This window comes from Pyrococcus sp. (genome assembly GCF_030153625.1).
GTDB lineage: Archaea > Methanobacteriota_B > Thermococci > Thermococcales > Thermococcaceae > Pyrococcus > Pyrococcus furiosus.
In genome coordinates this window covers 1-20,320 of the sequence record NZ_JASKLM010000017.1, presented here as the reverse complement: position 1 = coordinate 20,320, position 20,320 = coordinate 1, and the positions used below count along the sequence as shown (strand labels likewise).

At 42.0% G+C, this 20,320-nt stretch carries 21 protein-coding genes and 3 pseudogenes; 14 read left to right on the top strand and 10 right to left on the bottom strand.

The genetic code is table 11. The features are described 5' to 3' along the window. Nucleotides 1-12 precede the first annotated feature (12 nt). The 9 genes from PWP39_RS04205 to PWP39_RS04165 all read left to right on the top strand — a co-directional run bounded on the left by PWP39_RS04205 (nt 13) and on the right by PWP39_RS04165 (nt 7,876). Nucleotides 13-264: a 50S ribosomal protein L37ae gene (locus PWP39_RS04205; RefSeq protein WP_011013153.1), complete on the top strand. Its 252-nt coding sequence runs from the start codon at nt 13-15 to the stop codon at nt 262-264. A gap of 7 nt (nt 265-271) precedes the next feature. After that, on the top strand, nt 272-421 hold the full coding sequence (locus PWP39_RS04200) for a DNA-directed RNA polymerase subunit P (protein WP_011013154.1): 150 nt from the start codon (nt 272-274) through the stop codon (nt 419-421). A 46-nt stretch (nt 422-467) separates the two neighbouring features. After that, nucleotides 468-1,139, top strand: coding sequence for a ribosomal biogenesis protein (locus PWP39_RS04195; protein ID WP_011013155.1), 672 nt, complete (start codon nt 468-470; stop codon nt 1,137-1,139). Continuing rightward, nucleotides 1,102-1,350, top strand: a complete 249-nt coding sequence (gene pcc1, locus PWP39_RS04190) for a KEOPS complex subunit Pcc1 (RefSeq protein ID WP_011013156.1) — start codon at nt 1,102-1,104, stop codon at nt 1,348-1,350. The genes PWP39_RS04195 and pcc1 overlap by 38 nt, the downstream gene beginning before the upstream one ends. Before the next feature lie 92 nt (nt 1,351-1,442). Then, complete coding sequence (locus PWP39_RS04185; RefSeq protein ID WP_011013157.1) at nt 1,443-3,641, top strand: elongation factor EF-2; 2,199 nt, start codon at nt 1,443-1,445, stop codon at nt 3,639-3,641. Nucleotides 3,642-3,704: 63 nt separating this feature from the next. Further along, nucleotides 3,705-4,508, top strand: coding sequence for a DUF63 family protein (locus PWP39_RS04180; protein WP_011013158.1), 804 nt, complete (start codon nt 3,705-3,707; stop codon nt 4,506-4,508). Between the two features lie 2 nt (nt 4,509-4,510). Then, complete coding sequence (locus PWP39_RS04175; protein ID WP_011013159.1) at nt 4,511-5,275, top strand: bifunctional fructose-bisphosphatase/inositol-phosphate phosphatase; 765 nt, start codon at nt 4,511-4,513, stop codon at nt 5,273-5,275. An 8-nt stretch (nt 5,276-5,283) separates the two neighbouring features. Then, nucleotides 5,284-7,575, top strand: coding sequence for a DEAD/DEAH box helicase (locus PWP39_RS04170; RefSeq protein WP_014835517.1), 2,292 nt, complete (start codon nt 5,284-5,286; stop codon nt 7,573-7,575). A 130-nt stretch (nt 7,576-7,705) separates the two neighbouring features. Then, nucleotides 7,706-7,876, top strand: a complete 171-nt coding sequence (locus tag PWP39_RS04165; protein ID WP_011013161.1) for a preprotein translocase subunit Sec61beta — start codon at nt 7,706-7,708, stop codon at nt 7,874-7,876. Here the strand turns inward: PWP39_RS04165 and PWP39_RS04160 are convergent. From PWP39_RS04160 to PWP39_RS04135, 6 genes are read right to left on the bottom strand one after another with little or no spacing between them, the layout of a single operon-like run. Then, a complete protein-coding gene (locus tag PWP39_RS04160) occupies nt 7,873-8,523 on the bottom strand; it encodes a hypothetical protein (RefSeq protein ID WP_014835516.1) in 651 nt (216 codons plus the stop codon). The two genes, PWP39_RS04165 and PWP39_RS04160, sit on opposite strands and share 4 nt — an antisense overlap. A gap of 45 nt (nt 8,524-8,568) precedes the next feature. Further along, complete coding sequence (locus PWP39_RS04155; RefSeq protein WP_014835515.1) at nt 8,569-9,378, bottom strand: OB-fold nucleic acid binding domain-containing protein; 810 nt, start codon at nt 9,376-9,378, stop codon at nt 8,569-8,571. After that, a complete protein-coding gene (locus PWP39_RS04150) occupies nt 9,375-9,743 on the bottom strand; it encodes a hypothetical protein (RefSeq protein WP_011013164.1) in 369 nt (122 codons plus the stop codon). The genes PWP39_RS04155 and PWP39_RS04150 overlap by 4 nt, the downstream gene beginning before the upstream one ends. Before the next feature lies 1 nt (nt 9,744). Beyond that, nucleotides 9,745-10,821, bottom strand: a complete 1,077-nt coding sequence (locus PWP39_RS04145) for an OB-fold nucleic acid binding domain-containing protein (RefSeq protein ID WP_011013165.1) — start codon at nt 10,819-10,821, stop codon at nt 9,745-9,747. A 53-nt stretch (nt 10,822-10,874) separates the two neighbouring features. Beyond that, nucleotides 10,875-11,441, bottom strand: coding sequence for an SMC-Scp complex subunit ScpB (gene scpB / locus PWP39_RS04140; RefSeq protein WP_011013166.1), 567 nt, complete (start codon nt 11,439-11,441; stop codon nt 10,875-10,877). 28 nt (nt 11,442-11,469) lie between these two features. Further along, on the bottom strand, nt 11,470-12,219 hold the full coding sequence (locus PWP39_RS04135; protein WP_011013167.1) for an MBL fold metallo-hydrolase: 750 nt from the start codon (nt 12,217-12,219) through the stop codon (nt 11,470-11,472). A 51-nt stretch (nt 12,220-12,270) separates the two neighbouring features. Here PWP39_RS04135 and PWP39_RS04130 point away from each other — a divergent pair, with 51 nt between their 5' ends. Continuing rightward, the gene (locus PWP39_RS04130) at nt 12,271-12,900 is read left to right on the top strand and encodes an IS607-like element ISPfu4 family transposase (RefSeq protein WP_014835514.1); all 630 of its coding nucleotides are present in this window, start codon (nt 12,271-12,273) and stop codon (nt 12,898-12,900) included. Next, complete coding sequence (locus PWP39_RS04125; protein ID WP_011013169.1) at nt 12,893-14,146, top strand: RNA-guided endonuclease InsQ/TnpB family protein; 1,254 nt, start codon at nt 12,893-12,895, stop codon at nt 14,144-14,146. The genes PWP39_RS04130 and PWP39_RS04125 overlap by 8 nt, the downstream gene beginning before the upstream one ends. A gap of 156 nt (nt 14,147-14,302) precedes the next feature. On the opposite strand, the gene PWP39_RS04120 is transcribed toward PWP39_RS04125, so the two are convergent. Then, nucleotides 14,303-14,842, bottom strand: a complete 540-nt coding sequence (locus PWP39_RS04120) for a NifB/NifX family molybdenum-iron cluster-binding protein (RefSeq protein ID WP_011013170.1) — start codon at nt 14,840-14,842, stop codon at nt 14,303-14,305. A 164-nt stretch (nt 14,843-15,006) separates the two neighbouring features. Here PWP39_RS04120 and PWP39_RS04115 point away from each other — a divergent pair. Both PWP39_RS04115 and PWP39_RS04110 read left to right on the top strand, forming a co-directional pair. Next, nucleotides 15,007-15,870: pseudogene (locus PWP39_RS04115) on the top strand (nucleotide-binding protein). Then, a pseudogene (locus PWP39_RS04110) lies at nt 15,870-16,759 on the top strand (nucleotide-binding protein). Before PWP39_RS04115 ends, PWP39_RS04110 begins: the two co-directional pseudogenes overlap by 1 nt. An 11-nt stretch (nt 16,760-16,770) precedes the next feature. Here PWP39_RS04110 and PWP39_RS04105 read toward each other — a convergent pair. Then, a pseudogene (locus PWP39_RS04105) lies at nt 16,771-18,373 on the bottom strand (Na+/H+ antiporter NhaC family protein). Between the two features lie 17 nt (nt 18,374-18,390). Then, nucleotides 18,391-18,519: a hypothetical protein gene (locus tag PWP39_RS04100; RefSeq protein ID WP_288072784.1), complete on the bottom strand. Its 129-nt coding sequence runs from the start codon at nt 18,517-18,519 to the stop codon at nt 18,391-18,393. A gap of 97 nt (nt 18,520-18,616) precedes the next feature. On the opposite strand from PWP39_RS04100, the gene PWP39_RS04095 reads away from it, so the two are divergent. Continuing rightward, nucleotides 18,617-19,609 (top strand): archaeosine biosynthesis radical SAM protein RaSEA, encoded by a 993-nt coding sequence (locus tag PWP39_RS04095; protein WP_011013178.1) that lies wholly within the window; start codon nt 18,617-18,619, stop codon nt 19,607-19,609. Here PWP39_RS04095 and taw3 read toward each other — a convergent pair. Then, nucleotides 19,575-20,195 carry a tRNA(Phe) 7-((3-amino-3-carboxypropyl)-4-demethylwyosine(37)-N(4))-methyltransferase Taw3 gene (gene taw3 / locus PWP39_RS04090; protein ID WP_014835510.1) on the bottom strand — a complete coding sequence of 207 codons (621 nt, stop codon included), beginning with the start codon at nt 20,193-20,195 and terminating at the stop codon, nt 19,575-19,577. The two genes, PWP39_RS04095 and taw3, sit on opposite strands and share 35 nt — an antisense overlap. Between the last annotated feature and the right edge of the window lie 125 nt (nt 20,196-20,320).

Sequence of the window (20,320 nt, the reverse complement as noted above, 5' to 3'; positions counted from 1 at the left end):
GAGGTGATGCTCATGAGCGGAACCAAAAAGGTTGGTTCAGCCGGTAGGTTTGGTGCAAGGTACGGTCTCAAGATTAGAAGAAGAGTTGCAGCAGTAGAGGCAAAGATGAGACAGAAACACACCTGCCCAGTCTGTGGAAGAAAAGCGGTGAAGAGAATTAGCACTGGAATATGGCAGTGCCAGAAGTGTGGAGCTACATTTGCCGGTGGAGCTTACCTCCCAGTTACCCCTGCCGGAAAGGCCGTTAGAAGGATAACGGAGTGAATGTAATATGGTTGAGGCCGTGTATAGATGTTTTAAGTGTGGTAGGGAGGTTAAGCTAGACCTTTCCATAACAAGGGATCTCCGTTGTCCATATTGTGGTAGCAAGATTCTATACAAGCCAAGACCCAAGGTTCCAAGAAGGGTAAAGGCCATTTAGCTAACATTTTTAACCTTTTCTTTTAAACTTCCTAAGGGTAGCACCTATGATGCTGATAACTACTTCACATAGGCCTACCAGAAGAACTAGAAGTTTTGGTCATGATTTAGAGAGAGTATTCCCCAATTCTCTTTACTTGACTAGGGGGAAGAAGACCATCCAAGAGCTTCTCATGGAAGCTTATGACAGGGGATATGAGAGGCTTCTCATATTAAACGTTTGGAAGGGGAACCCCCTCAAAATGACATTCATAAAAGTCCACCCCGAGGATTGGGGTTATTTGGGATATTTGTATCTTCATGGTATAAAGTTGCAGAGGGAGATGGGATTTAAGGGGCTCAATCCAATAAGAGAGGATATGCCTTTAGTTGTTACGACTGCCAAAAGGGTTGGGTGGGATCACATTGCATTTGCCCAAGTTTTTGCTGAACTAACCACTGGAAAGTTTGTTCCCAGGGGAGATAAGAGCTTGACATACATAGCGGATAAATACGATACAGATGTAATTGCGGTTATTGAAAGGCATCCTAGAGGAATGGTTATAAACTTCTATAGGCTTGATGTTACAAAAGACAGGCCGGTTGGACCTCTAATCAACGTAAAGATATGGATCATGGAAGATGGTAGAAGATGGGACTACAAAGAGGCCCTAGGAATTAAGGTTCCACGGAGGGAAAAGGGTGAAGGCCAAGAGAGTTCAAGCGAAAATCGAGATTGAATTTCCCTCCGAAGATGTTGCTAAAGTTGTTTATGAAGCTGTTCTTTACGAGCACTTAAGCGTTCCATATAGGAGGAGTGAAATTGATTTCAAGCTGGAAGGGAAAAAAATAATCCTAGATATAAAGGCCACAGATTCCTCTGCCCTTAGAGGGACGGTCAATTCTTACCTCAGGTGGATAAAGGCAGCAATCGATGTAATTGAAGTTTAGAGCTTCAACTTTGAATGAATTCTCTCAACCTGGGAAAAGTTTTATAACCTAACTTTTTAAGTAAACCCGAGCAAGGTTAGAAGGTGGTGGAAATGGGTAGGAGAGAGGAAATGATTGCTAAGATCAAGGAGCTCATGCTCCAACCTGAAAGAATCAGGAATATTGGTATAGCGGCTCACATTGACCACGGTAAAACTACGTTGAGTGACAACCTACTTGCCGGAGCTGGAATGATAAGTGAAGAGCTGGCAGGAAAGCAACTAGTTCTAGACTTCGACGAGCAAGAGCAGGCCAGAGGTATTACCATTAACGCGGCAAACGTTTCAATGGTGCACAACTATGAAGGAAAGGACTACCTAATTAACCTCATCGATACTCCAGGACACGTGGACTTTGGTGGTGACGTTACAAGAGCTATGAGAGCCATTGACGGTGTTATAATCGTCGTTGATGCAGTGGAAGGAGTGATGCCACAGACCGAAACAGTTGTGAGACAAGCATTGAGAGAATATGTCAAGCCAGTCCTCTTCATAAACAAGGTTGATAGGCTTATCAGAGAGCTTAAGCTAACTCCACAGCAAATGATGGAAAGGTTCTCCAAGATAATTATGGACGTTAACAGGTTAATCCAGAGATACGCCCCCGAAGAATACAAGAAGAAGTGGATGGTCAGGGTTGAAGATGGTAGCGTTGCATTCGGTTCAGCTTATTACAACTGGGCCTTAAGCGTTCCATTCATGCAGAGAACTGGAGTTAAGTTCAACGAAATAATTGACCTAACTCTCAAGGGAGACAACAAGACTCTTAGGCAGAGAGCCCCACTCCACGTTGTAGTACTTGACATGGTCGTTAGGCACCTCCCAAGCCCAATTGAGGCCCAGAAGTACAGGATTCCACACCTCTGGCAGGGCGACATAAATAGCAAAATAGGCCAGGCAATGCTCAACTGTGATCCAAAGGGTAAGATGGTAATGGTAATCACCAAGATCATCATCGACAAGCACGCTGGAGAAGTTGCCACTGGTAGAGTTTGGAGTGGAACTGTAAGGAGTGGTCAGGAGGTTTACCTAATCAACAGCAAGAGAAAGGGAAGAATACAGCAGGTCGGTATCTACATGGGTCCAGAGAGAATAAACATGGAGGCCGTTCCAGCTGGAAACATCGTTGCAGTTACTGGACTTAGAGATGCAATGGCTGGAGAGACTGTTGCTGAAGAGCAAATCGAGCCATTCGAGGCCCTCCACTACGTGAGCGAGCCTGTAGTTACAGTGGCTATAGAGGCCAAGAATGTGAAAGACTTACCAAGGCTCATTGAGGCATTGAGGCAATTAGCCAAAGAAGACCCAACACTTCACGTTAAGATCGATGAAGAGACTGGACAGCACCTCCTCAGTGGTATGGGTGAGCTCCACCTTGAGGTCAAGCTCTACAAGCTACAGAAGGACTGGGGAATTGAAGTCGACGTTTCAGAACCAATAGTAGTTTACAGAGAGAGCATAACCAAGCCAAGCCCAATAGTTGAAGGTAAGTCACCAAACAAGCACAACAGATTCTACGTTGTAGTTGAGCCAATGCCAGACGAGATATACCAGGCAATTAAGGAAGGAATAATACCAGAGGGAAGGGTCAAGGATCCAAAGGCCGTAGCTAAGAAGCTTGCAGAGCTTGGAATGGATTATGACATTGCAAGGGGTGTAGTTGATATTTACAATGGAAACATGTTCCTCGACAACACAAAGGGTATCCAGTACCTCAATGAAGTTATGGATCTCCTCATAGATGGATTCCACCAGGCTATGGATGAAGGACCATTGGCCAAAGAGCCAGTAATGAAAGTAATAGTTAGGCTTGTTGATGCTCAAGTTCACGAGGACAACGTACACAGAGGTCCAGCTCAGATCTATCCAGCAATTAGAACTGCAATTCACTGTGCAATGATGAAGGCAGGCCCAGTCCTCTACGAGCCCTACCAGAAGGTCATTATCAACATCCCATACGAGTACATGGGTGCTGTTAGTAGGGAGATATCACAGAGAAGAGGTCAGCTCATTGACATGAGGCAAGAGGGAGAGGTAATGACCATAATTGCAGAAGCTCCAGTTGCTGAGATGTTTGGATTCGCTGGAGCAATAAGAAGTGCAACAAGCGGTAGAGCCCTATGGAGCACAGAGCACGCAGGATTCAAGAGAGTTCCAAATGAGCTTGCTCAGCAGATAATCAGGCAGATCAGACAGAGAAAGGGCCTTGACCCCAATCCACCAACAGAAAAAGACGTCTGTCCACTGTTCTGATTTCCTCTCTTTTCAAAAAATTTTTATTTTCTGGACTTTGGTCTATATTTGGTGATGAGATTAATGATTAGAGAGTTCTTTCAGAAATATTTTATTGACCCAATTAAGTATAATACTGGATATAACCCAGTTAACACGCTTGTCTATGCCATAATCTTGGGGATTGCAACTTTACTTGTATATAAAGTTCTAAAGAGGCTTAAAATTGAGATAAACAACGCATTCTTCAGAGCGCTAATTCCTTACATGATTTTTGGAGCGTTCACAAGAGCCTTAACAGATGCTGGAGTTTTTCCGAGAACTTATCTCACTGTTTCCCCTGGGATATACTTCCTGGTCTTTGTAATAGCATTTTCTGCCCTTTTAGTCTCACATAAATTCGCCAAAGATTGGAGGGGAGTTTTCTTATGGTTTGGATGGGGTTTAGTTATGGTAGATCTCGCTGCAATGTCTGCTAACATTTCCAAAATAAATTTTGATTTCGCTGTCTTAAAGTACTTCATTCCCTTCCTAATTCTTGCCGAACTTGTGGTCTTTCTCTTGTCAAAGAAAGTTAGTTTAGTTAGAGAGAACTCATACCTATTCTATGCCCACTTCTATGACGCAACCACCACCTTTGTGGGAGTAGACTTTATGGGCTACTGGGAGCAACATGTTCTCCCTAGGTTGCTAATTGGATTAACTGGGACTGCAGCAGTTATGTATGTATTAAAGTTCATAATCCTCTTCGCCGCAGTATGGCTACTTAAAGAACTCGAAAAGGAAGGGGAAGAGAAGGAGCTCTTGGACTTTATAAAAATGGTAATCTTTATACTGGGCTTTGCCCCAGGAACCAGGAATTTATTAAGAATGTTAATGGGGGTTTAAAAATGAAGCTTAAGTTCTGGAGGGAAGTAGCCATTGACATAATCTCAGATTTCGAAACTACAATAATGCCTTTCTTTGGAAACCCTGATGGGGGAAAGCTCGTAAAGATAAGCCCCAGTGGAGATGAGACAAAGCTGGTTGATAAGCTCGCCGAGGATTTAATACTTTCAAGAATCACAGAGCTTGGAGTCAACGTTGTGAGCGAGGAAGTTGGTGTTATTGATAACGAGAGTGAATACACCGTTATAGTAGACCCACTAGATGGTTCATATAACTTCATTGCTGGAATTCCTTTTTTTGCTTTGAGTCTAGCAGTATTTAAAAAAGATAAGCCAATATATGCAATTATCTATGAACCTATGACAGAGAGATTCTTTGAGGGAATCCCAGGAGAGGGAGCTTTTTTAAATGGAAAAAGAATAAAGGTAAGAAAAACCCCGGACGAGAAGCCATCAATAAGCTTTTATTCTCGAGGTAAAGGCCATGAAATCGTTAAACATGTAAAGAGAACTAGAACCTTAGGGGCAATCGCTCTAGAATTGGCATACCTAGCTATGGGTGCATTAGATGGAGTAGTTGATGTGAGGAAATACGTAAGGCCAACGGACATAGCTGCTGGAACGATAATTGCAAAAGAGGCAGGAGCCCTTATTAAGGACTCCGCGGGAAAGGATATAGATATTTCATTTAATGCAACTGATAGGCTTGATGTGATAGCCGTGAACAGCGAAGAGTTGCTAAAAACAATTTTAAGCTTACTGGAGTAGATAGTGTGATGTTATTAAGGAGAGACTTAATACAGCCTAGGATATATCAAGAGGTAATATACGCCAAGTGCAAAGAAACAAACTGCTTGATTGTTCTGCCCACAGGATTAGGTAAGACGCTGATAGCTATGATGATAGCAGAGTATAGATTAACGAAATATGGCGGAAAAGTTCTAATGCTCGCCCCCACTAAGCCTCTCGTTCTTCAACATGCGGAAAGTTTTAGGAGGCTATTTAACCTCCCTCCAGAAAAAATTGTAGCACTTACTGGAGAGAAGAGCCCAGAAGAGAGAAGTAAGGCCTGGGCGAGAGCAAAAGTAATTGTAGCCACTCCTCAAACTATTGAAAATGACTTATTGGCGGGAAGAATATCTTTAGAAGACGTTTCGCTAATAGTATTCGATGAAGCTCACAGAGCTGTGGGCAATTACGCTTACGTCTTTATAGCAAGAGAGTATAAAAGACAGGCCAAAAACCCACTTGTTATAGGGTTAACAGCCTCCCCTGGGAGCACTCCTGAAAAGATCATGGAGGTAATAAATAACTTGGGAATTGAGCATATTGAATACCGCTCCGAAAATTCTCCCGATGTTAGACCTTACGTTAAGGGAATAAGGTTTGAATGGGTTAGGGTTGATCTCCCAGAAATATACAAGGAAGTAAGGAAACTTTTAAGAGAAATGCTTAGAGATGCCCTTAAACCGTTGGCAGAAACTGGACTTCTTGAATCTTCTTCCCCAGACATTCCAAAGAAAGAAGTTCTTAGAGCTGGGCAAATAATAAACGAAGAAATGGCGAAAGGTAATCATGATCTCAGAGGCTTGCTTCTCTATCACGCAATGGCTCTTAAGCTACATCATGCAATTGAGCTGTTGGAAACCCAAGGGTTATCCGCCCTGAGGGCTTATATAAAGAAGTTGTATGAGGAGGCAAAAGCGGGATCAACAAAGGCTAGCAAGGAAATATTCTCGGATAAGAGAATGAAAAAGGCAATCTCACTTTTAGTTCAAGCGAAGGAGATTGGGCTTGATCACCCCAAGATGGACAAGTTAAAAGAAATAATTAGGGAACAACTCCAAAGGAAACAAAATTCCAAAATCATAGTTTTCACTAACTACAGAGAAACTGCAAAAAAGATAGTCAATGAACTTGTGAAAGATGGAATAAAAGCTAAAAGGTTCGTTGGACAGGCCAGCAAAGAAAATGACCGTGGACTGAGTCAGAGAGAGCAGAAATTAATTCTTGACGAATTCGCTAGAGGAGAATTCAACGTTCTAGTGGCAACGAGTGTAGGAGAGGAAGGACTTGACGTGCCGGAAGTTGATTTGGTTGTGTTTTATGAGCCAGTACCATCTGCCATAAGGAGCATCCAAAGAAGGGGTAGAACTGGCAGGCATATGCCGGGGAGAGTTATAATCCTAATGGCCAAGGGGACTAGAGATGAAGCATACTACTGGAGTTCCAGGCAAAAGGAAAAGATAATGCAAGAGACAATAGCTAAGGTGAGTCAGGCAATTAAAAAGCAGAAGCAAACTTCTCTAGTTGATTTTGTGAGAGAAAAAGAGAGCGAAAAGACCTCTCTAGACAAGTGGTTGAAAAAGGAAAAAGAAGAAGCAACTGAAAAAGAGGAAAAGAAGGTAAAGGCTCAAGAGGGTGTAAAAGTCGTCGTAGATAGCAGAGAGCTTAGGAGTGAGGTTGTGAAGAGACTTAAACTTCTTGGTGTAAAGTTAGAGGTTAAAACGCTCGATGTGGGAGATTATATAATTAGTGAGGACGTTGCAATTGAGAGGAAGTCAGCTAACGACTTCATTCAGTCAATTATTGATGGTAGACTTTTTGATCAAGTTAAGAGGCTCAAAGAGGCATACTCAAGACCGATAATGATAGTCGAAGGTTCTTTATACGGAATTAGAAACGTCCATCCAAATGCAATAAGGGGGGCAATAGCAGCGGTAACCGTAGACTTTGGGGTCCCAATAATATTTTCATCTACTCCAGAGGAAACCGCTCAATACATCTTTCTAATTGCAAAGAGGGAGCAAGAGGAGAGAGAAAAACCTGTGAGAATTAGAAGTGAGAAGAAGGCCCTTACCCTTGCCGAGAGGCAGAGGTTAATAGTTGAGGGATTACCTCACGTCTCAGCAACTCTAGCTAGGAGATTGTTGAAGCACTTTGGAAGTGTGGAAAGGGTATTCACTGCAAGCGTTGCTGAGTTAATGAAAGTTGAAGGCATAGGAGAGAAGATTGCTAAGGAGATTAGAAGGGTAATAACTGCCCCATATATAGAGGATGAGGAGTAGTGTACCCCCGGGGAGCGAAGCGGGCTCACAGCTCGCCGCTCGCTCCCCCGCCGCGGTTTCCCGGGGGCAATGAAATTTCGACAAACATTTATAAATATCTTATTCAAAAATGCACCTTAGGTGGTGAATAATGGCAAAGGAAAAAACAACCCTACCACCAACTGGAGCAGGACTAATGAGGTTCTTCGATGAGGACACTAAAGCTGTAAAAGTAACGCCAAAGGGAGCTCTGGCTATAGTCTTAGTCTTCATACTGATTGAGGTTTTACTCCAAATAATTGGACCTAGGATATTTGGTTAGATTATCGTCTTCTTTAACCCCCTCGCATTGAGCTCTTCATTAACTACTTTTCTCATCACTTCTTCAATGTATCCTGAAATTAGGGACGTTATGTTGTTCCTTATCTCGTCTATATCGTGCCTAATTCCTTCAAGTAATTTTATGTACTCTCTTGCCATCTCAAGTTGACCTTCCTGCTTCAATAGTTGCTCCTTCAAGTGGCCAAAGTCATCTTCAATGACCTCGAGCCTCTTAACTTTTCTCTCAAGTTCTTCTATAATTTTTTGCAACTCTTTGTTCTCCTCTTTGAGTTTCTTTATCTCTTCTTCCTTCTTTTCTAACTCTTTTACCAAAGCATTATATTCTTCGGCTATGTGGACTAACCTCTCTATTTCTCTAAGTGGTGGAACTTTTCCATCTCCCAAGATTATTACGTCTGGGCCAACGTTTACAATGTCTTCTGGCTTAATTTTGATTTTCTTTTCTGAGGAAAACATTCCTGGGTGAAATTCTCCTCTTGAGAGGTTTTCAAATACCTTCATTCTTAAAATGAAATAGTATTGGTTGTCCGACACTTCTACATTGATGTCGGTTACGAATCCTAAAATCTTTCCCTCAGGAAGAGATATCACGAACTTATTCACCAGTTGATTTGATGGAGATTCCATACCGTTCACCCTTTCTTCTTTTTCATTGGATCTACTTATACTTTATCATAGCAGTTTGTAGTATCCAGTCTCCGGCTCGTAAATTTCTCCATCCGCTAGTAGCTCTGCAATCGCATCCTCTATTGTCTCCTCGTCATACTTTTCTCCCAATTTCTTTAGTATGTATTTTCTCGATACTGCAATTTTCTTTGACCTTAATATCTCTAGAATCTCCTGCTTTACTTTCTCCAATATTTCGTTCTCTTCTTTTCCTTCTTCTGTTATCTCTTCCTCTATAAGCTCTTCAACCGGCTCTTCCATTGCCTTCTCTTCCATAATTATTCCATAGAGCTCATCAATTGTTTCCAGTAATTCCTCAGGAACTCCCTTGTTCTTAGCTATGACCTTAGACTTTGCGGTTATCCCATAGGTGTTGTATATCTCGAATGCAATCTTCGCTTTCCTCGCATGTTCAATTTTCTCCTTCAGCGTCTCATACCTGTGAAGAATCCACATATTAGGATGGACTTTTGCAACACCTTCCACTAGGATTTGCTTATCATCTCTCCACTCTGCTATCTTTCCTATAACTTGGACTAGATCTCCCTTCTTTACAAGTTTAGCGAACTTGGTATCGTCTCTAAATCCAAGCACCCATATTACTCCAGTCCCATCATCGATTTGAAACTTTCCATATGTCTCATCTTCTGCAATTAGTGGCTCCCTTATCACAGTTCCAACGATTTTAGCCCTGTATATCTTTCTGGCGTCTTTCGTTATTAGATAATTTGGCTCAAAGTCTCCTTCGCTTTTTACGAAGTATCCCTCTAAAATATCCTTAATATAAACTCTACTTGCAGGTAATCTCTTTTTCATAGTGACCACCACATCATTACTTCTCTTTCAATTTGAGGCAATATTTTCCTCTCCAATTCTCTAATTTCTTCAAGAGCCTCTAGGTCTGCCTCACTGAAGTCTTGAATAACTTCAGCGTATATGTGCATCCCCTCGTTTTTGATTATCCTCCCAATAACTCTAACGATCTGCCCAACTTTTGGTAGCTCTCCCTCACTCTCAATTATCGCCACTCCAGTACCATCATCTAGCCAGAAAAGATACTCCATCTTGTCCACCTTGATGACCTTGCCAATTATGGATACCCTCGTATCATTCTCTGTAATTTCAGCAATTTTTTTCTCTATAGCAGGTCTTCTTTTTCTCACCTGAGTAACTTCTTCCATTTCACATCACCCCCAATTCTTCCAATTCCCTCTTAATTCTCTCAATTTCTCTCTTGTAGTCAACTTCTTCCCAGGAGGAGGCCCTTAAGATTAGGCCCAAGAACCTGTCCTCAATTACATTTCCCCTCACGATTATTTCTTTCCCTATTATATTGTAGAACTCTTCCTCCGCCAATTTTCTCGCTGCCTCCTTGAGAGTCATGCCCATGCTCTCCATTTCCTTAAGCTTTTGGGCAATCTCTTCTGGCCCTACTCCCAGCAACTCTTCAGCATCGTCTCCAAAGAGGGTAATCCTAATGTATCCCGAGCCATCATCAAGCCCAAAGTCAAGAATAGTGATTTTTATTGGCTCAACCTCTCCATGTTCTGGACATATCCAAACGTCCATTCCTGGGTCATAGTCAACCTTCTTCTTACACTCTGGACATGCATCATATACCAAAACTCTGTAAACTTTGGCAATTGTTCCCCTAAGCTCTACAAATCTATCCCCAGGCTCGACCTCACTGATCTTCTTTCTCGTATAAGTTGCCACTCTAACTTCTTCAAGAGGTGGGATATCCTGAACCCTAGGATCATCTGGGTTTTTAATTATTCTAGCCCTGAAGTTAATGTGCAATTCAGGCAAACCAGATAAGCTCTCCCTAACCTGGGCGTCTAAAACCTTAATAACATCCCCTACTTCTAGCTTGCTGTAATACTCCAAAACTTTTGAATCCCAAAGAACAACCCTCGCTCTCCCAGTATCATCGTATATAACTAGACTGGCAACCCTTCCAATGCTTCCATCCTTCTTTGTGTATTCTCGCGGTGGATACTTCTTAAGTATTCTTCCAACAATGTTGACCTCGTGGGGATCCATTCCTGGATATAGGTCGCTAATCTTCATTAAAGGTTGTTCTTCTCTTTTGGTAACTTCAACTCCCAGCCTTTCTGCTAGTAAGAGAGCAGCTGCATGCTCTGAAATATTGTTTTCCCTCATTATTTGCCTTATTTGGTTCTCAATTTCTTCTAGAGTTATTCCTTCCACTTCTTCCAGGATCCTCTTGATTATTTCTTCTTTTGTAAATGCACTCATGATCATTCACCTAAATAGTAATTTCTTTGGAGAATATTTAAGCCTTTGGAAGGTCATTCCTTTTTCTTTTCACTTTCCTCTATCTTTTTCATCAAATCAGAATACTCAGCATGAATTACTTTCTTGAATGTCTCCTTTATTAACATTGGATCATTTTCTGGAAAGCCATAAAGCTCCGCAAATTTTTCAGTAGTTCCAAGAAGTCTTGTTCTCTCATAAGGCTCAGCATATATAAGACCCATCTCCAAAAGCTTCCTAATGTGCTCGTATGCTTGACTCCCCCTAAGCTTTACTATCTTGCTCTGTTCCACTGGTTGGAGGTAAGCTATCAAGGCTAAAGTTTTGAGTTCTCCTGTGCTCAGCTCTGGCTTAGGCATTAATGGAATTACCCTTTGGGAGTATTCCTGCTTTACTTGCATAACCCACTTATCCCCAGCAACCTTTACTATTTCAATTGCACTTTTCCTCTCCGCATACTCACTTGCTATCAGCTCAATCAACTTCTCCAGATAGTCTAGAGATTTTATTCCCAGTGCTTTTGAAAGCTCTTTTAAGCTCAAAGGTCTTCCTGCTACGAAGAGAGCAGCTTCAACTAAGGCTTTATCCTCTATTAGTCCCATGCTTCTCGCCCACATTATTTAGGCCATCTCATTTTATGACTATTTCCTTTCCTACATTAAGGTGTTCTGCCTTCAACTTCATCCTTAGGTAAGCATACTCATCAATGCCCGTACAGTGACCAGGATAAAGCATTTCAACGTTCAGCTCTTTTAATCCCCTAACAGCATCTTCTAAGATGGTAATTGAAGCTCCTCTCAAGTGAAATCCTCCAATGAGGGCTCTAATAGGTTTCTTGCTTATTTCAACTGCATGTTTTGCAATATTCAAAATTCCACTGTGGCCACATCCAGTTATTACAGCAATCTTATCTCCAAGATCTATGAGAAGAGCCATATCGTCCCTAACCGGATCCTTTTCGTTGTTGAGTAGATATCCAACGGCTCTATCCCAGGTTTCCCTTTTTATTTCCCCCGAGGATATTAGCCCAGGTAAAAACTCCAATGCTTTATCATTTAAATGGAAAATCGCTCCAAGGCTTTCAAGCTCTTCCTGGGAAAAAGGAATTCCAATGTCTCTTCTTTTAGGTTTTAGAGCTATCCTCTTTTCAAAGATTCTCGGATGAGCATAAACATCGAGAGTGTCCTTCCTCGCCTTCAAAAGTTCTGCAATTCCTCCAGTATGATCATAGTGGCCATGAGTTAAGAAAAGAGCATCTATTGAATTAGGATCGATCCCCAACCCCTCCATGTTGTTTAGTAGAATTTTTCCATCCGTACCAGTGTCAACTAAAACTCTATACCCGTTGTGTTCTACTAGAGCTGAAAAGCCTTTTTTCACTGTTCCTCTTAACCGAAAGCTTTAAATATTTTCGTGAATAATTGTGAGTGTATGGTAGTAAAAGAGAAACTCTACACGGTAAAGCAGGCAAGTGAGATACTCGGCGTCCACCCAAAGACAATCCAAAAATGGGACAGAGAAGGGAAAATCAAAACCGTTAGAACACCCGGCGGGAGAAGAAGAATACCAGAAAGCGAAATAAAAAGACTCCTCGGAATAAGCGAGGAAAAAGGCCTAATCATCGGCTACGCAAGGGTATCAAGCCACACACAAAAAGACTACTTAGAAAGACAAGTCAAAGCAATAGAGCAATACGCAAAAGAACGTGGGTGGCAAGTCCAAATACTCACGGACATCGGCTCAGGATTGAACGAGAACAGGAAAAACTACCGCAAACTCCTCGAACTCGTGGCAAAGAGAGAAGTCTCAAAAGTCATCATCACCCATCCCGACAGGCTTACACGCTTTGGCTTCAAAACTCTCGAATTCTTCTTCAAGGAGAACGGTGCAGAGATAATCATTATCACCGACAAAGAAAAATCCCCACGAGAAGAACTCATTGAAGACTTAACAACCATAATCTCACACTTTGCTGGGAAACTCTACGGAATGCGCTCCCACAAATACAAAAAGCTCAAAGAAGGCGTAAAAAAACTAATCGAGGAGGTCGAGAATGGGTAAAATTGTCTTAACATACAGAATGCCCCACAACTGGAACATTAATCCCTTCCTCAAGGAATACCAGAGACTCCTCCAGAGGGCAATTGACGAAATATGGGATAACACGAGTTGGAAGGAAAAGAAGGTTAAGCATAGATATTCTCTCGGAAACGAGGAATACCGGTACTACGAGACAATCCGCCTAATCCCATATTTTCCACAATCAAACGATTTTAAGCGAGGGCTGAGGAATAAACTCCTCCGAGAATGGCCTTTTGCTAAGCACTACGTTGATTCTGCAATAAAGACTGCTTACTCAATCCTCAAAAGCTGGAGGCAGAACTACCTCAAGGGGAGAAGAAAAAGAGTGAAACCAGTCGTTAAGAGGAAGTTCGTGAGGGTTAAAACAACACTAATGAAGGTTGAAGGCTCGAAAATCAGAATAACAATTAAACCGAGGGAAGAATACCTTGAACTGGACTTCTCAAGGGAGTGGTTTTATGAGAGGATTAAGGATTGGAAAGTTGGCGAGTTAATAATCAGGGAGAGGGATATCTTATTAACCTTCTCAAAGGAGGTTGAGTTCTCTGGAAGAATCAAAATCGGCATTGACAGTAACTTAACGAGCCTTGACGTTTATCACCCTGAAAAGGGCTGGATTAGAGTGGACTTGAGCGAACTGCATAGAATTTCCGAGACTTATGATAGAATTATTGATATGCTAAAAAGCATTCAGCGGAAAGCTCCAAAGAGGATTGGTTTATTGCTTGAGAAATACTGGACTAGGAGGAGGAACAGGATTGAGGATTACTTGAACAAACTCGCAGTCCAGCTTTCGAGGGAGTTCCCCGATGCGATTTTCATCTTCGAGGGTTTGAACAAGTTTAAAATGCTCCAGAATGGTTCGAGAAAGTTTAACAGGAAGCTTTCCCGTGCCACTTGGAAGAAGATTGTTGGAAAGCTTTCTTATCGTGTTCCTATCGAGTTTGTTAATCCTGCTTATACTTCCTCCACCTGCCCGATATGTGGGAGTAAGTTAGAGTCCCGAAACGGGCTGGTGGAGTGTTTTAACTGTGGGTTTAAGGCGGATAGGCAGTTTGTTGGTGCTTTTAATATTTTGATGCGGGGACTTGGGGTCGCCCTGAGCGGGGTTGAGCGTGATGATTTGCCCCCCAATGAACCCAGAGGGGAGCTGAACGCGATGAGGCCCAAGTCCGTCGTGAGGGTTGACTTGAATGGACGAAGATTTACTCACATTCACTCATAAAAACTCACGACGGACAGACCCCATGATATCCAATAAATCCTTTTCTCCATCCTGAGTGGTTTTCGAAAAGAATTAAAATTTGCGTATTCATCATTATTATTATTCCCTCTTTATGTTAGAAAAGATATTTAAAAATTAAAAGAAAAGATGATTAGTTCACCACCAGCCGTAATACCAACGAAGGGCCCTTCTGCTTGGCATTCCAGTCCATGGACAGTATCCAAGTATAGAGCCCCAACCTCTTCCCCATCCACGTCCTTTTCCCCAGCCTCTACCCCATCCAAATGGAGGATATACTGGACCATACATTGCAGGTGCTGGAGTTACCGGAGTAGGAATTTGTGGTAGTGATGGAAGTTGGCCCCCTTGGCCAGTAGTTGCTACTTTAATTGCCTCTTCAACTGGAGTCCCTGGGGTAACATAATATACTCTAATTCCAGCAGCTTGTATTGCTCCCAAAGCATTCGGTACTACCTGAGGAGCTACTATTGTGTCAACGCCCTCATTAATGAGCATTTGAACAGCTATTGGACCTGCTCCTCTACCTGCAGTGGCAGCAGGGTTCTGAATTACTTTTTCGCTAATTATGTTACCCTTTTCATCGACTTCAGCTATGTAAAATGCCGGAGCTCTAGCAAAGAGAGGTGCTACAGTATCTTCCCTACCTCCTCCATTAGTTGGGATCGCTATCTTCATGATCCTCACCTCAATATTTTGTGCATATGCACAGATATTTAAAATTTTCGGCTACCCTAATAAGCAGAACTTTTCCCAGTATAGCCTAAATTAGATAATTGGTGAGCATATGCACAAGAAAGTTTATAAATAAATTAGGTTTCCCTAATTTTGGAGGTGAGAGTGTGCAGATAGCAATCAGTGGGGGAAAAGGGTGGAACTGGAAAATCTACAGTCGCCATAAATCTTGCAGTAAGATGGGAGTAAAGCGCACACTTGCAGATCTCGATGTAGAAGCACCAAACGACCATCTCCTCTTGGGAGTAAGCTTAGCCAATGAAGAGCCCGTATATCAGTTCATGCCTCATTTTGATTATTTAAAGTGTATAAAGCGTAGAAAATGTGCAAAAGTGTGTGAGGAACACGCAATAGTTACTCTTAAGGATGGAACTCCTTTTCTAATGCCAACTCTTTGCTCTGGCTGTCGTGCATGTGAAATAGTCTGCCCAGTCCCAGGAGCAATAAGAGAATGATCTAAACTCATTGGCCACACCTACGTCACCCCTACCCCCTATGGCTTTACCCTAGTTACTGGCAAACTTAAAGAGGGAGAAGAGAGATCAATGCCCCTTGTTGTTGCCACAAAGAAAAGAGTTGAGAAATTAAGGGAAGGTCTTCTAATAGTGGATACAGCTGCTGGAACAGGTAATACTGTTTCTAAGGCCATAGAAGGCTCAAAGCTTCTCATAGCTGTTACTGAGCCCACATCTCTCGACATTCATGACTTGGAGCTCATTTTAAAGCTTGGGACTCTTATGAAAATTAGAACCTGGGTAGTCGTAAATAGGGCAGACTTAGGAGAGATTGAAAAGGTAAGAGAAATTTCAGAGAAATATAATGCTGAAATTGTTGCAAAAATCCCATACAGCGAGAATATAGTCAAAAGTTATGTCCAAGGTTACCCAATAGTTCTTACTGAGTATCCCGAAGCTGAAATATTCAATGAGCTTGCCAAGAAAGTTTTAGAGTTTGTTGGAGGTGGAGAGTAATGCAAATAGCTATTGCAATCGGTAAAGATGGTTTTGGGAAGAGTACGATAACAGCTTCCCTATTATATCTGCTAAAGGATGATTACTCATTCGTCGTTGTGGATGCAGACGCAGAGGCTCCAAACCTGGGAATCCTCCTTGGAGTGACCGAATGGGATGGGAAGAGAGCATATAGGAGCCAAAGTTGCAAGAATAAACCAAGATAGCTGTGTAAAGTGTGGAATATGTTATGAACGCTGCCCTTATGAGTCAATTTACATCGATAATGAAGTAAATTATGTTGTTAATGAGCTAACGTGTGAAGGTTGCAACGTGTGTGGACTCGTTTGTCCAGTCCCAGGAACGATAACGCTAGAGTTAGTAAGGTCAGAAGTCATTAGAGAGGCAACGACAAAGTATGGCTTTCCACTTATATCAGCCCAGGTAGATGTGGGAAGACCAGAAAGTGGGAAATTAGTTACGGAAGAAAAGGAGTGGGCAAGAAAAAATAATGAAAGAAGAAGGTCTAGACCACATGATCGTTGACTCTGCAGCAGGAATTGGGTGTCAAGTCATAGCAAGCCTTGGAGGGGCCGATGTAGCAATTCTAATTGCAGAACCTACTCCAGCATCATTGAGTGATGTTCAACGTGTCTATAAAGTGGTGCAACACTTCAAAGAACCCGCTTACCTAATAATAAACAAGGCCGACATAAACCCAGAATTTACAGCTCTGGAAGAGTGGGCTGAGAGCGAGGGCATTCCAATTTTAGGAAAGATACCCTACGACAGATCGGTGCCCGAAAGTATGATCATGCTAAAACCAGTTGTTGAGGCCTTTCCAAATTCAAAGGCTTCAAAAGCAATAGCTGAGATAGTGGAGATAATAAAACAGGAAATATTGAAATGAAAATAGAAAAATCACTCAGAGATTTCAGTTGGATAGATGGGAACTCTTCCATGCGGTATTCCGTATTTCTTTCCATACCATTCACTGAGGAAATACCAGGCTAACACTAGGAGGACAAGGCCGATTGGAAGTAGAATTACTGGTGTTCTTATTCCTGCAGCAAATAGGAGGTAGAGGACTATTCCAACACTGGCAGCTGTTACTGCATAGGGAATCTGAGTAGTTACGTGGTCTATGTGATCGCTTCCAGAGAACATTGAACTCATGATTGTTGTATCGCTTATTGGTGAACAGTGATCTCCGAATATTCCTCCCGCAAACACTGCACCTATACTTGCGAAGAGTACAGAATTGTCACCTGGAGCTAGTTCGTAAGCTAAGGGAATGGCTATTGGCATGAGTATTCCGAAGGTTCCCCAGCTCGTTCCAGTTGTGAATGATATGAACGTTGCAACTAAGAATATAATCAGTGGAACTACTCCTCCAGGAACGTTAGCGCTCTTTGCAAGGCTTACAACATAGCCAGCTGTTCCTACAGCTTCAGTTGCGCTCTTAATGCTCCATGCCAAGACTAGAATAACAGTTGCCATCGTCATTTGCTTCATACCCTGAATTATTGCACTCTCCGCCTCTTCCACAGTCATTGTCTTCGTTCCTAGTACTAGAACTAAGGCCACAAGTACCATGGCAAATGAACCCCATAGAAGGGAAGTTGCTGAATCCGCATTACCTAGAATGTCCATAGCTCCGCATGGGCCTTCACATGCACTCTTTCCAGTATAGTAGAGGCCGTAAAGTGTTACGAATACCAACGCCAATATCGGCCATATGAAGAAGTGAACACTTCCCTTCTCAGTAAGAGGGTGCCCGAGATCTGATTCAGTTGCCATTAGTGGCTTTGCTCCATCCCTTACGACCTTTCCAGTGGTTCTGGCTCTGTATTCTGCCTTAAGCATTGGACCATAGTGCCTGTGGGTGTAGGCTACAATGAAAACTAGGATTATCGCGAATATTGAATAAAATCTGTATGGAACGCTGTGTGCCCAGGCGAAGTATTCACCCATGGTAATGTTCAATTTATCTAATGCTTCCCTAATTAGTCCGAGTTCATATCCTATCCATGTTGAAACAATAGCTATTCCAGCTATTGGAGCAGCGGTTGAATCATCTATATAGGCAAGCATTTCTCTGGAAACCCTCATTTTGTCTGTTATGGGCCTCATAGTATTTCCGACAATTATCGTGTTTGTGTAGTCGTCAAAGAAAACCAAAACTCCCAGGAGCCAGCCTAACAGTGATGCATCCCTGCTAGTCCTAATTCTTCTTGTTATTGCCTCGGCAACTGCATGAACTCCACCGGATTTGTAGATCAATCCAACCCCTGCTCCAATTAGGAAGTCAAATATTAGTATCGTTGCATTCCAGCTATCAGTAACGTTCCCAACTATCCATCTCGAAAGTCTTTATTGTTCCCGTCACTGGATTCCAATTGGAAGCCATAACTCCGCCTACCCATACTCCAGCAAAGAGTGCAAAGACTACCCTTTTGGTCCATATTGCAAGGACTATAGCTACGAGAGGCGGCAGGAGAGATAGAACACCAAAATCACTCATCCCTTAACACCTCCTATCTAAAAATTTTTTAGGAACTCTGAAATTATCGGATCTTCTTTGGAGTATTTGAGAATTACAATAAAAAACATTTTGGTGTTCTTTGATCCCTTTCTAGCCTTGTTGATCTCCTTATAGCCTATAATCATCAATCATGATCTATGAAAATGTTAATATAAAAACCTTCCTTTTACTCATTTGTAAAGGGTAAAAAGTCTTTTAAAGGCGGTTAGGAAATTTGGAACCATGTATTGGATTGGCAAAGACAACGTTGCAGGCAAACCTGGGAGCGTTTTGTACATAATCCTCCCAACGATAGGGTGCTATAGATATCGAATAGGAAAGCCATGCTACATGTGCTCTTATCCCGCTCAATCTCCAAAAGAGACTACACAAGAGAAAATTCTCAACTATTTTAGGGAGGCAATTCAGAAGATAAAAGGGGAAGAAGGAAGATTTAGCGTGAGAATATTTACCTCTGGCTCCTTTTTTGACTCGGCCGAGGTAAGGAGAGAGACAAGGATTAAGATCTTTGAAGAGTTAGCAAAGCTCGAGAACGTTTATGAAATCGTTGTTGAAACTAGAAGTGAACTTGTTAAAGAGGAATGGGTTAGAGAATTAGCTAAGATAGTAGAGGGAAAGAGGTTTGAGGTTGCCCTAGGCCTTGAAACGGCCAATGACCATGTTGCGGATATATCCATAAACAAAGGAAACACATTTGAAGACTTCATTAAGGCCAGTGAGAAAATTAGAAATGCTGGAGCTTACGTAAAAACTTACCTCCTGTTTAAGCCGATATTTCTCTCAGAAGCTGAGGGAATTGAAGACGTAAAGGAGAGCATAGAAAAAGCCGAACCTTACACTGATACTTTCTCAATAAACCTAACTAACATTCAAAAGGGAACCGTTTACGAAATTATTTGGGAAAAGGGGGAGTATAGGCCCCCCTGGCTTTGGAGCGTGGTTGAGGTCTTGAAATGGGCGAAGAGAAAGTTTCCCGAAAAGAGGTTTTTATGTGACCCAGTAGGTGCCGGTTCCAAGAGAGGGCCACACAACTGTGGTGGAGCAAAAGACAGAAAAGTTGAGAAGGCCATAAGAGAATTCTCCATTACCCAGGACGTTAGAGTTCTTGAAAACCTCGAAAAGGAGTGTTATAAAGAGTGGAGGTATATAGTGGAGAACAATATCCTTGACTGGCAACTCTCTATAGCGAGAGTTTCTCAGTACTCAGAGTGGTGAAGAGAGGATCTTCACCAACTTCCTCTTTTAGCTCTTCAAACTTCTCTCTCAACCTAGGAAGCCTAGATTTACCCCTCATCAGCATTTGATTTCCTATTTCAATGACAAATTCTAAGTATTCGTCCGTCACAAAGACTTTTCCATCCTTTCCCAGGGGGACAGTTAAGTATTCAGTGCCGTTAATTTCCACAAGATATCTTCTTGATATTACCTTGTATGTGGTGTACTTAAATCCAGATGAAAGTCCAATTTCATGTATTTTTCTTGCGAGTTCTAAGCTTTCTGTGACCACGTGAAAAATTGGAGGTTGGCTTTTCAGAAATATTAACCCCTTTTGAGCATTTTTTAGGGCCTTCTTTGCCTCTTCAAATTTAATTGGCCTATGAACCTTTATCAACCATCTCGAGAGGGGCTTAGCTCCAAGTGAAGGCTCCTCGATTATTCCTATCCTCCCAGAACAAGAGGAGGTTGTATAAACTCCTTTTATTGAATTTATAAGCAGAAGTAATTCTACTATGTCCTCATCAACTTTATTTTCTTTTATTGCTTGAAATAAACTCAGTAATGCCTCTCTTTTTGCTTTCATGAGTTTTCCACCCTTCTTTTCCAGAATCGATACTGTTAGGATAAGCGGTAGGGCGTTAGGTTTAAGTTTCTGATAATTTTTCAGAAAAAGAAGGGAGAGAAATGAAGGCTGAGAGCATTCTATAC

Coding starts and splice junctions, on each gene's coding strand:
- PWP39_RS04205 (WP_011013153.1), top strand. CDS start 13: ATGAGCGGAACCAAAAAGGTTGGTTCAGCCGGTAGGTTTGGTGCAAGG.
- PWP39_RS04200 (WP_011013154.1), top strand. CDS start 272: ATGGTTGAGGCCGTGTATAGATGTTTTAAGTGTGGTAGGGAGGTTAAG.
- PWP39_RS04195 (WP_011013155.1), top strand. CDS start 468: ATGATGCTGATAACTACTTCACATAGGCCTACCAGAAGAACTAGAAGT.
- PWP39_RS04185 (WP_011013157.1), top strand. CDS start 1,443: ATGGGTAGGAGAGAGGAAATGATTGCTAAGATCAAGGAGCTCATGCTC.
- PWP39_RS04180 (WP_011013158.1), top strand. CDS start 3,705: ATGATTAGAGAGTTCTTTCAGAAATATTTTATTGACCCAATTAAGTAT.
- PWP39_RS04175 (WP_011013159.1), top strand. CDS start 4,511: ATGAAGCTTAAGTTCTGGAGGGAAGTAGCCATTGACATAATCTCAGAT.
- PWP39_RS04170 (WP_014835517.1), top strand. CDS start 5,284: ATGTTATTAAGGAGAGACTTAATACAGCCTAGGATATATCAAGAGGTA.
- PWP39_RS04165 (WP_011013161.1), top strand. CDS start 7,706: ATGGCAAAGGAAAAAACAACCCTACCACCAACTGGAGCAGGACTAATG.
- PWP39_RS04160 (WP_014835516.1), bottom strand. CDS start 8,523: ATGGAATCTCCATCAAATCAACTGGTGAATAAGTTCGTGATATCTCTT.
- PWP39_RS04155 (WP_014835515.1), bottom strand. CDS start 9,378: ATGAAAAAGAGATTACCTGCAAGTAGAGTTTATATTAAGGATATTTTA.
- PWP39_RS04150 (WP_011013164.1), bottom strand. CDS start 9,743: ATGGAAGAAGTTACTCAGGTGAGAAAAAGAAGACCTGCTATAGAGAAA.
- PWP39_RS04145 (WP_011013165.1), bottom strand. CDS start 10,821: ATGAGTGCATTTACAAAAGAAGAAATAATCAAGAGGATCCTGGAAGAA.
- scpB (WP_011013166.1), bottom strand. CDS start 11,441: ATGGGACTAATAGAGGATAAAGCCTTAGTTGAAGCTGCTCTCTTCGTA.
- PWP39_RS04130 (WP_014835514.1), top strand. CDS start 12,271: ATGGTAGTAAAAGAGAAACTCTACACGGTAAAGCAGGCAAGTGAGATA.
- PWP39_RS04125 (WP_011013169.1), top strand. CDS start 12,893: ATGGGTAAAATTGTCTTAACATACAGAATGCCCCACAACTGGAACATT.
- PWP39_RS04120 (WP_011013170.1), bottom strand. CDS start 14,842: ATGAAGATAGCGATCCCAACTAATGGAGGAGGTAGGGAAGATACTGTA.
- PWP39_RS04100 (WP_288072784.1), bottom strand. CDS start 18,519: ATGATTATAGGCTATAAGGAGATCAACAAGGCTAGAAAGGGATCAAAG.
- PWP39_RS04095 (WP_011013178.1), top strand. CDS start 18,617: ATGTATTGGATTGGCAAAGACAACGTTGCAGGCAAACCTGGGAGCGTT.
- taw3 (WP_014835510.1), bottom strand. CDS start 20,195: ATGAAAGCAAAAAGAGAGGCATTACTGAGTTTATTTCAAGCAATAAAA.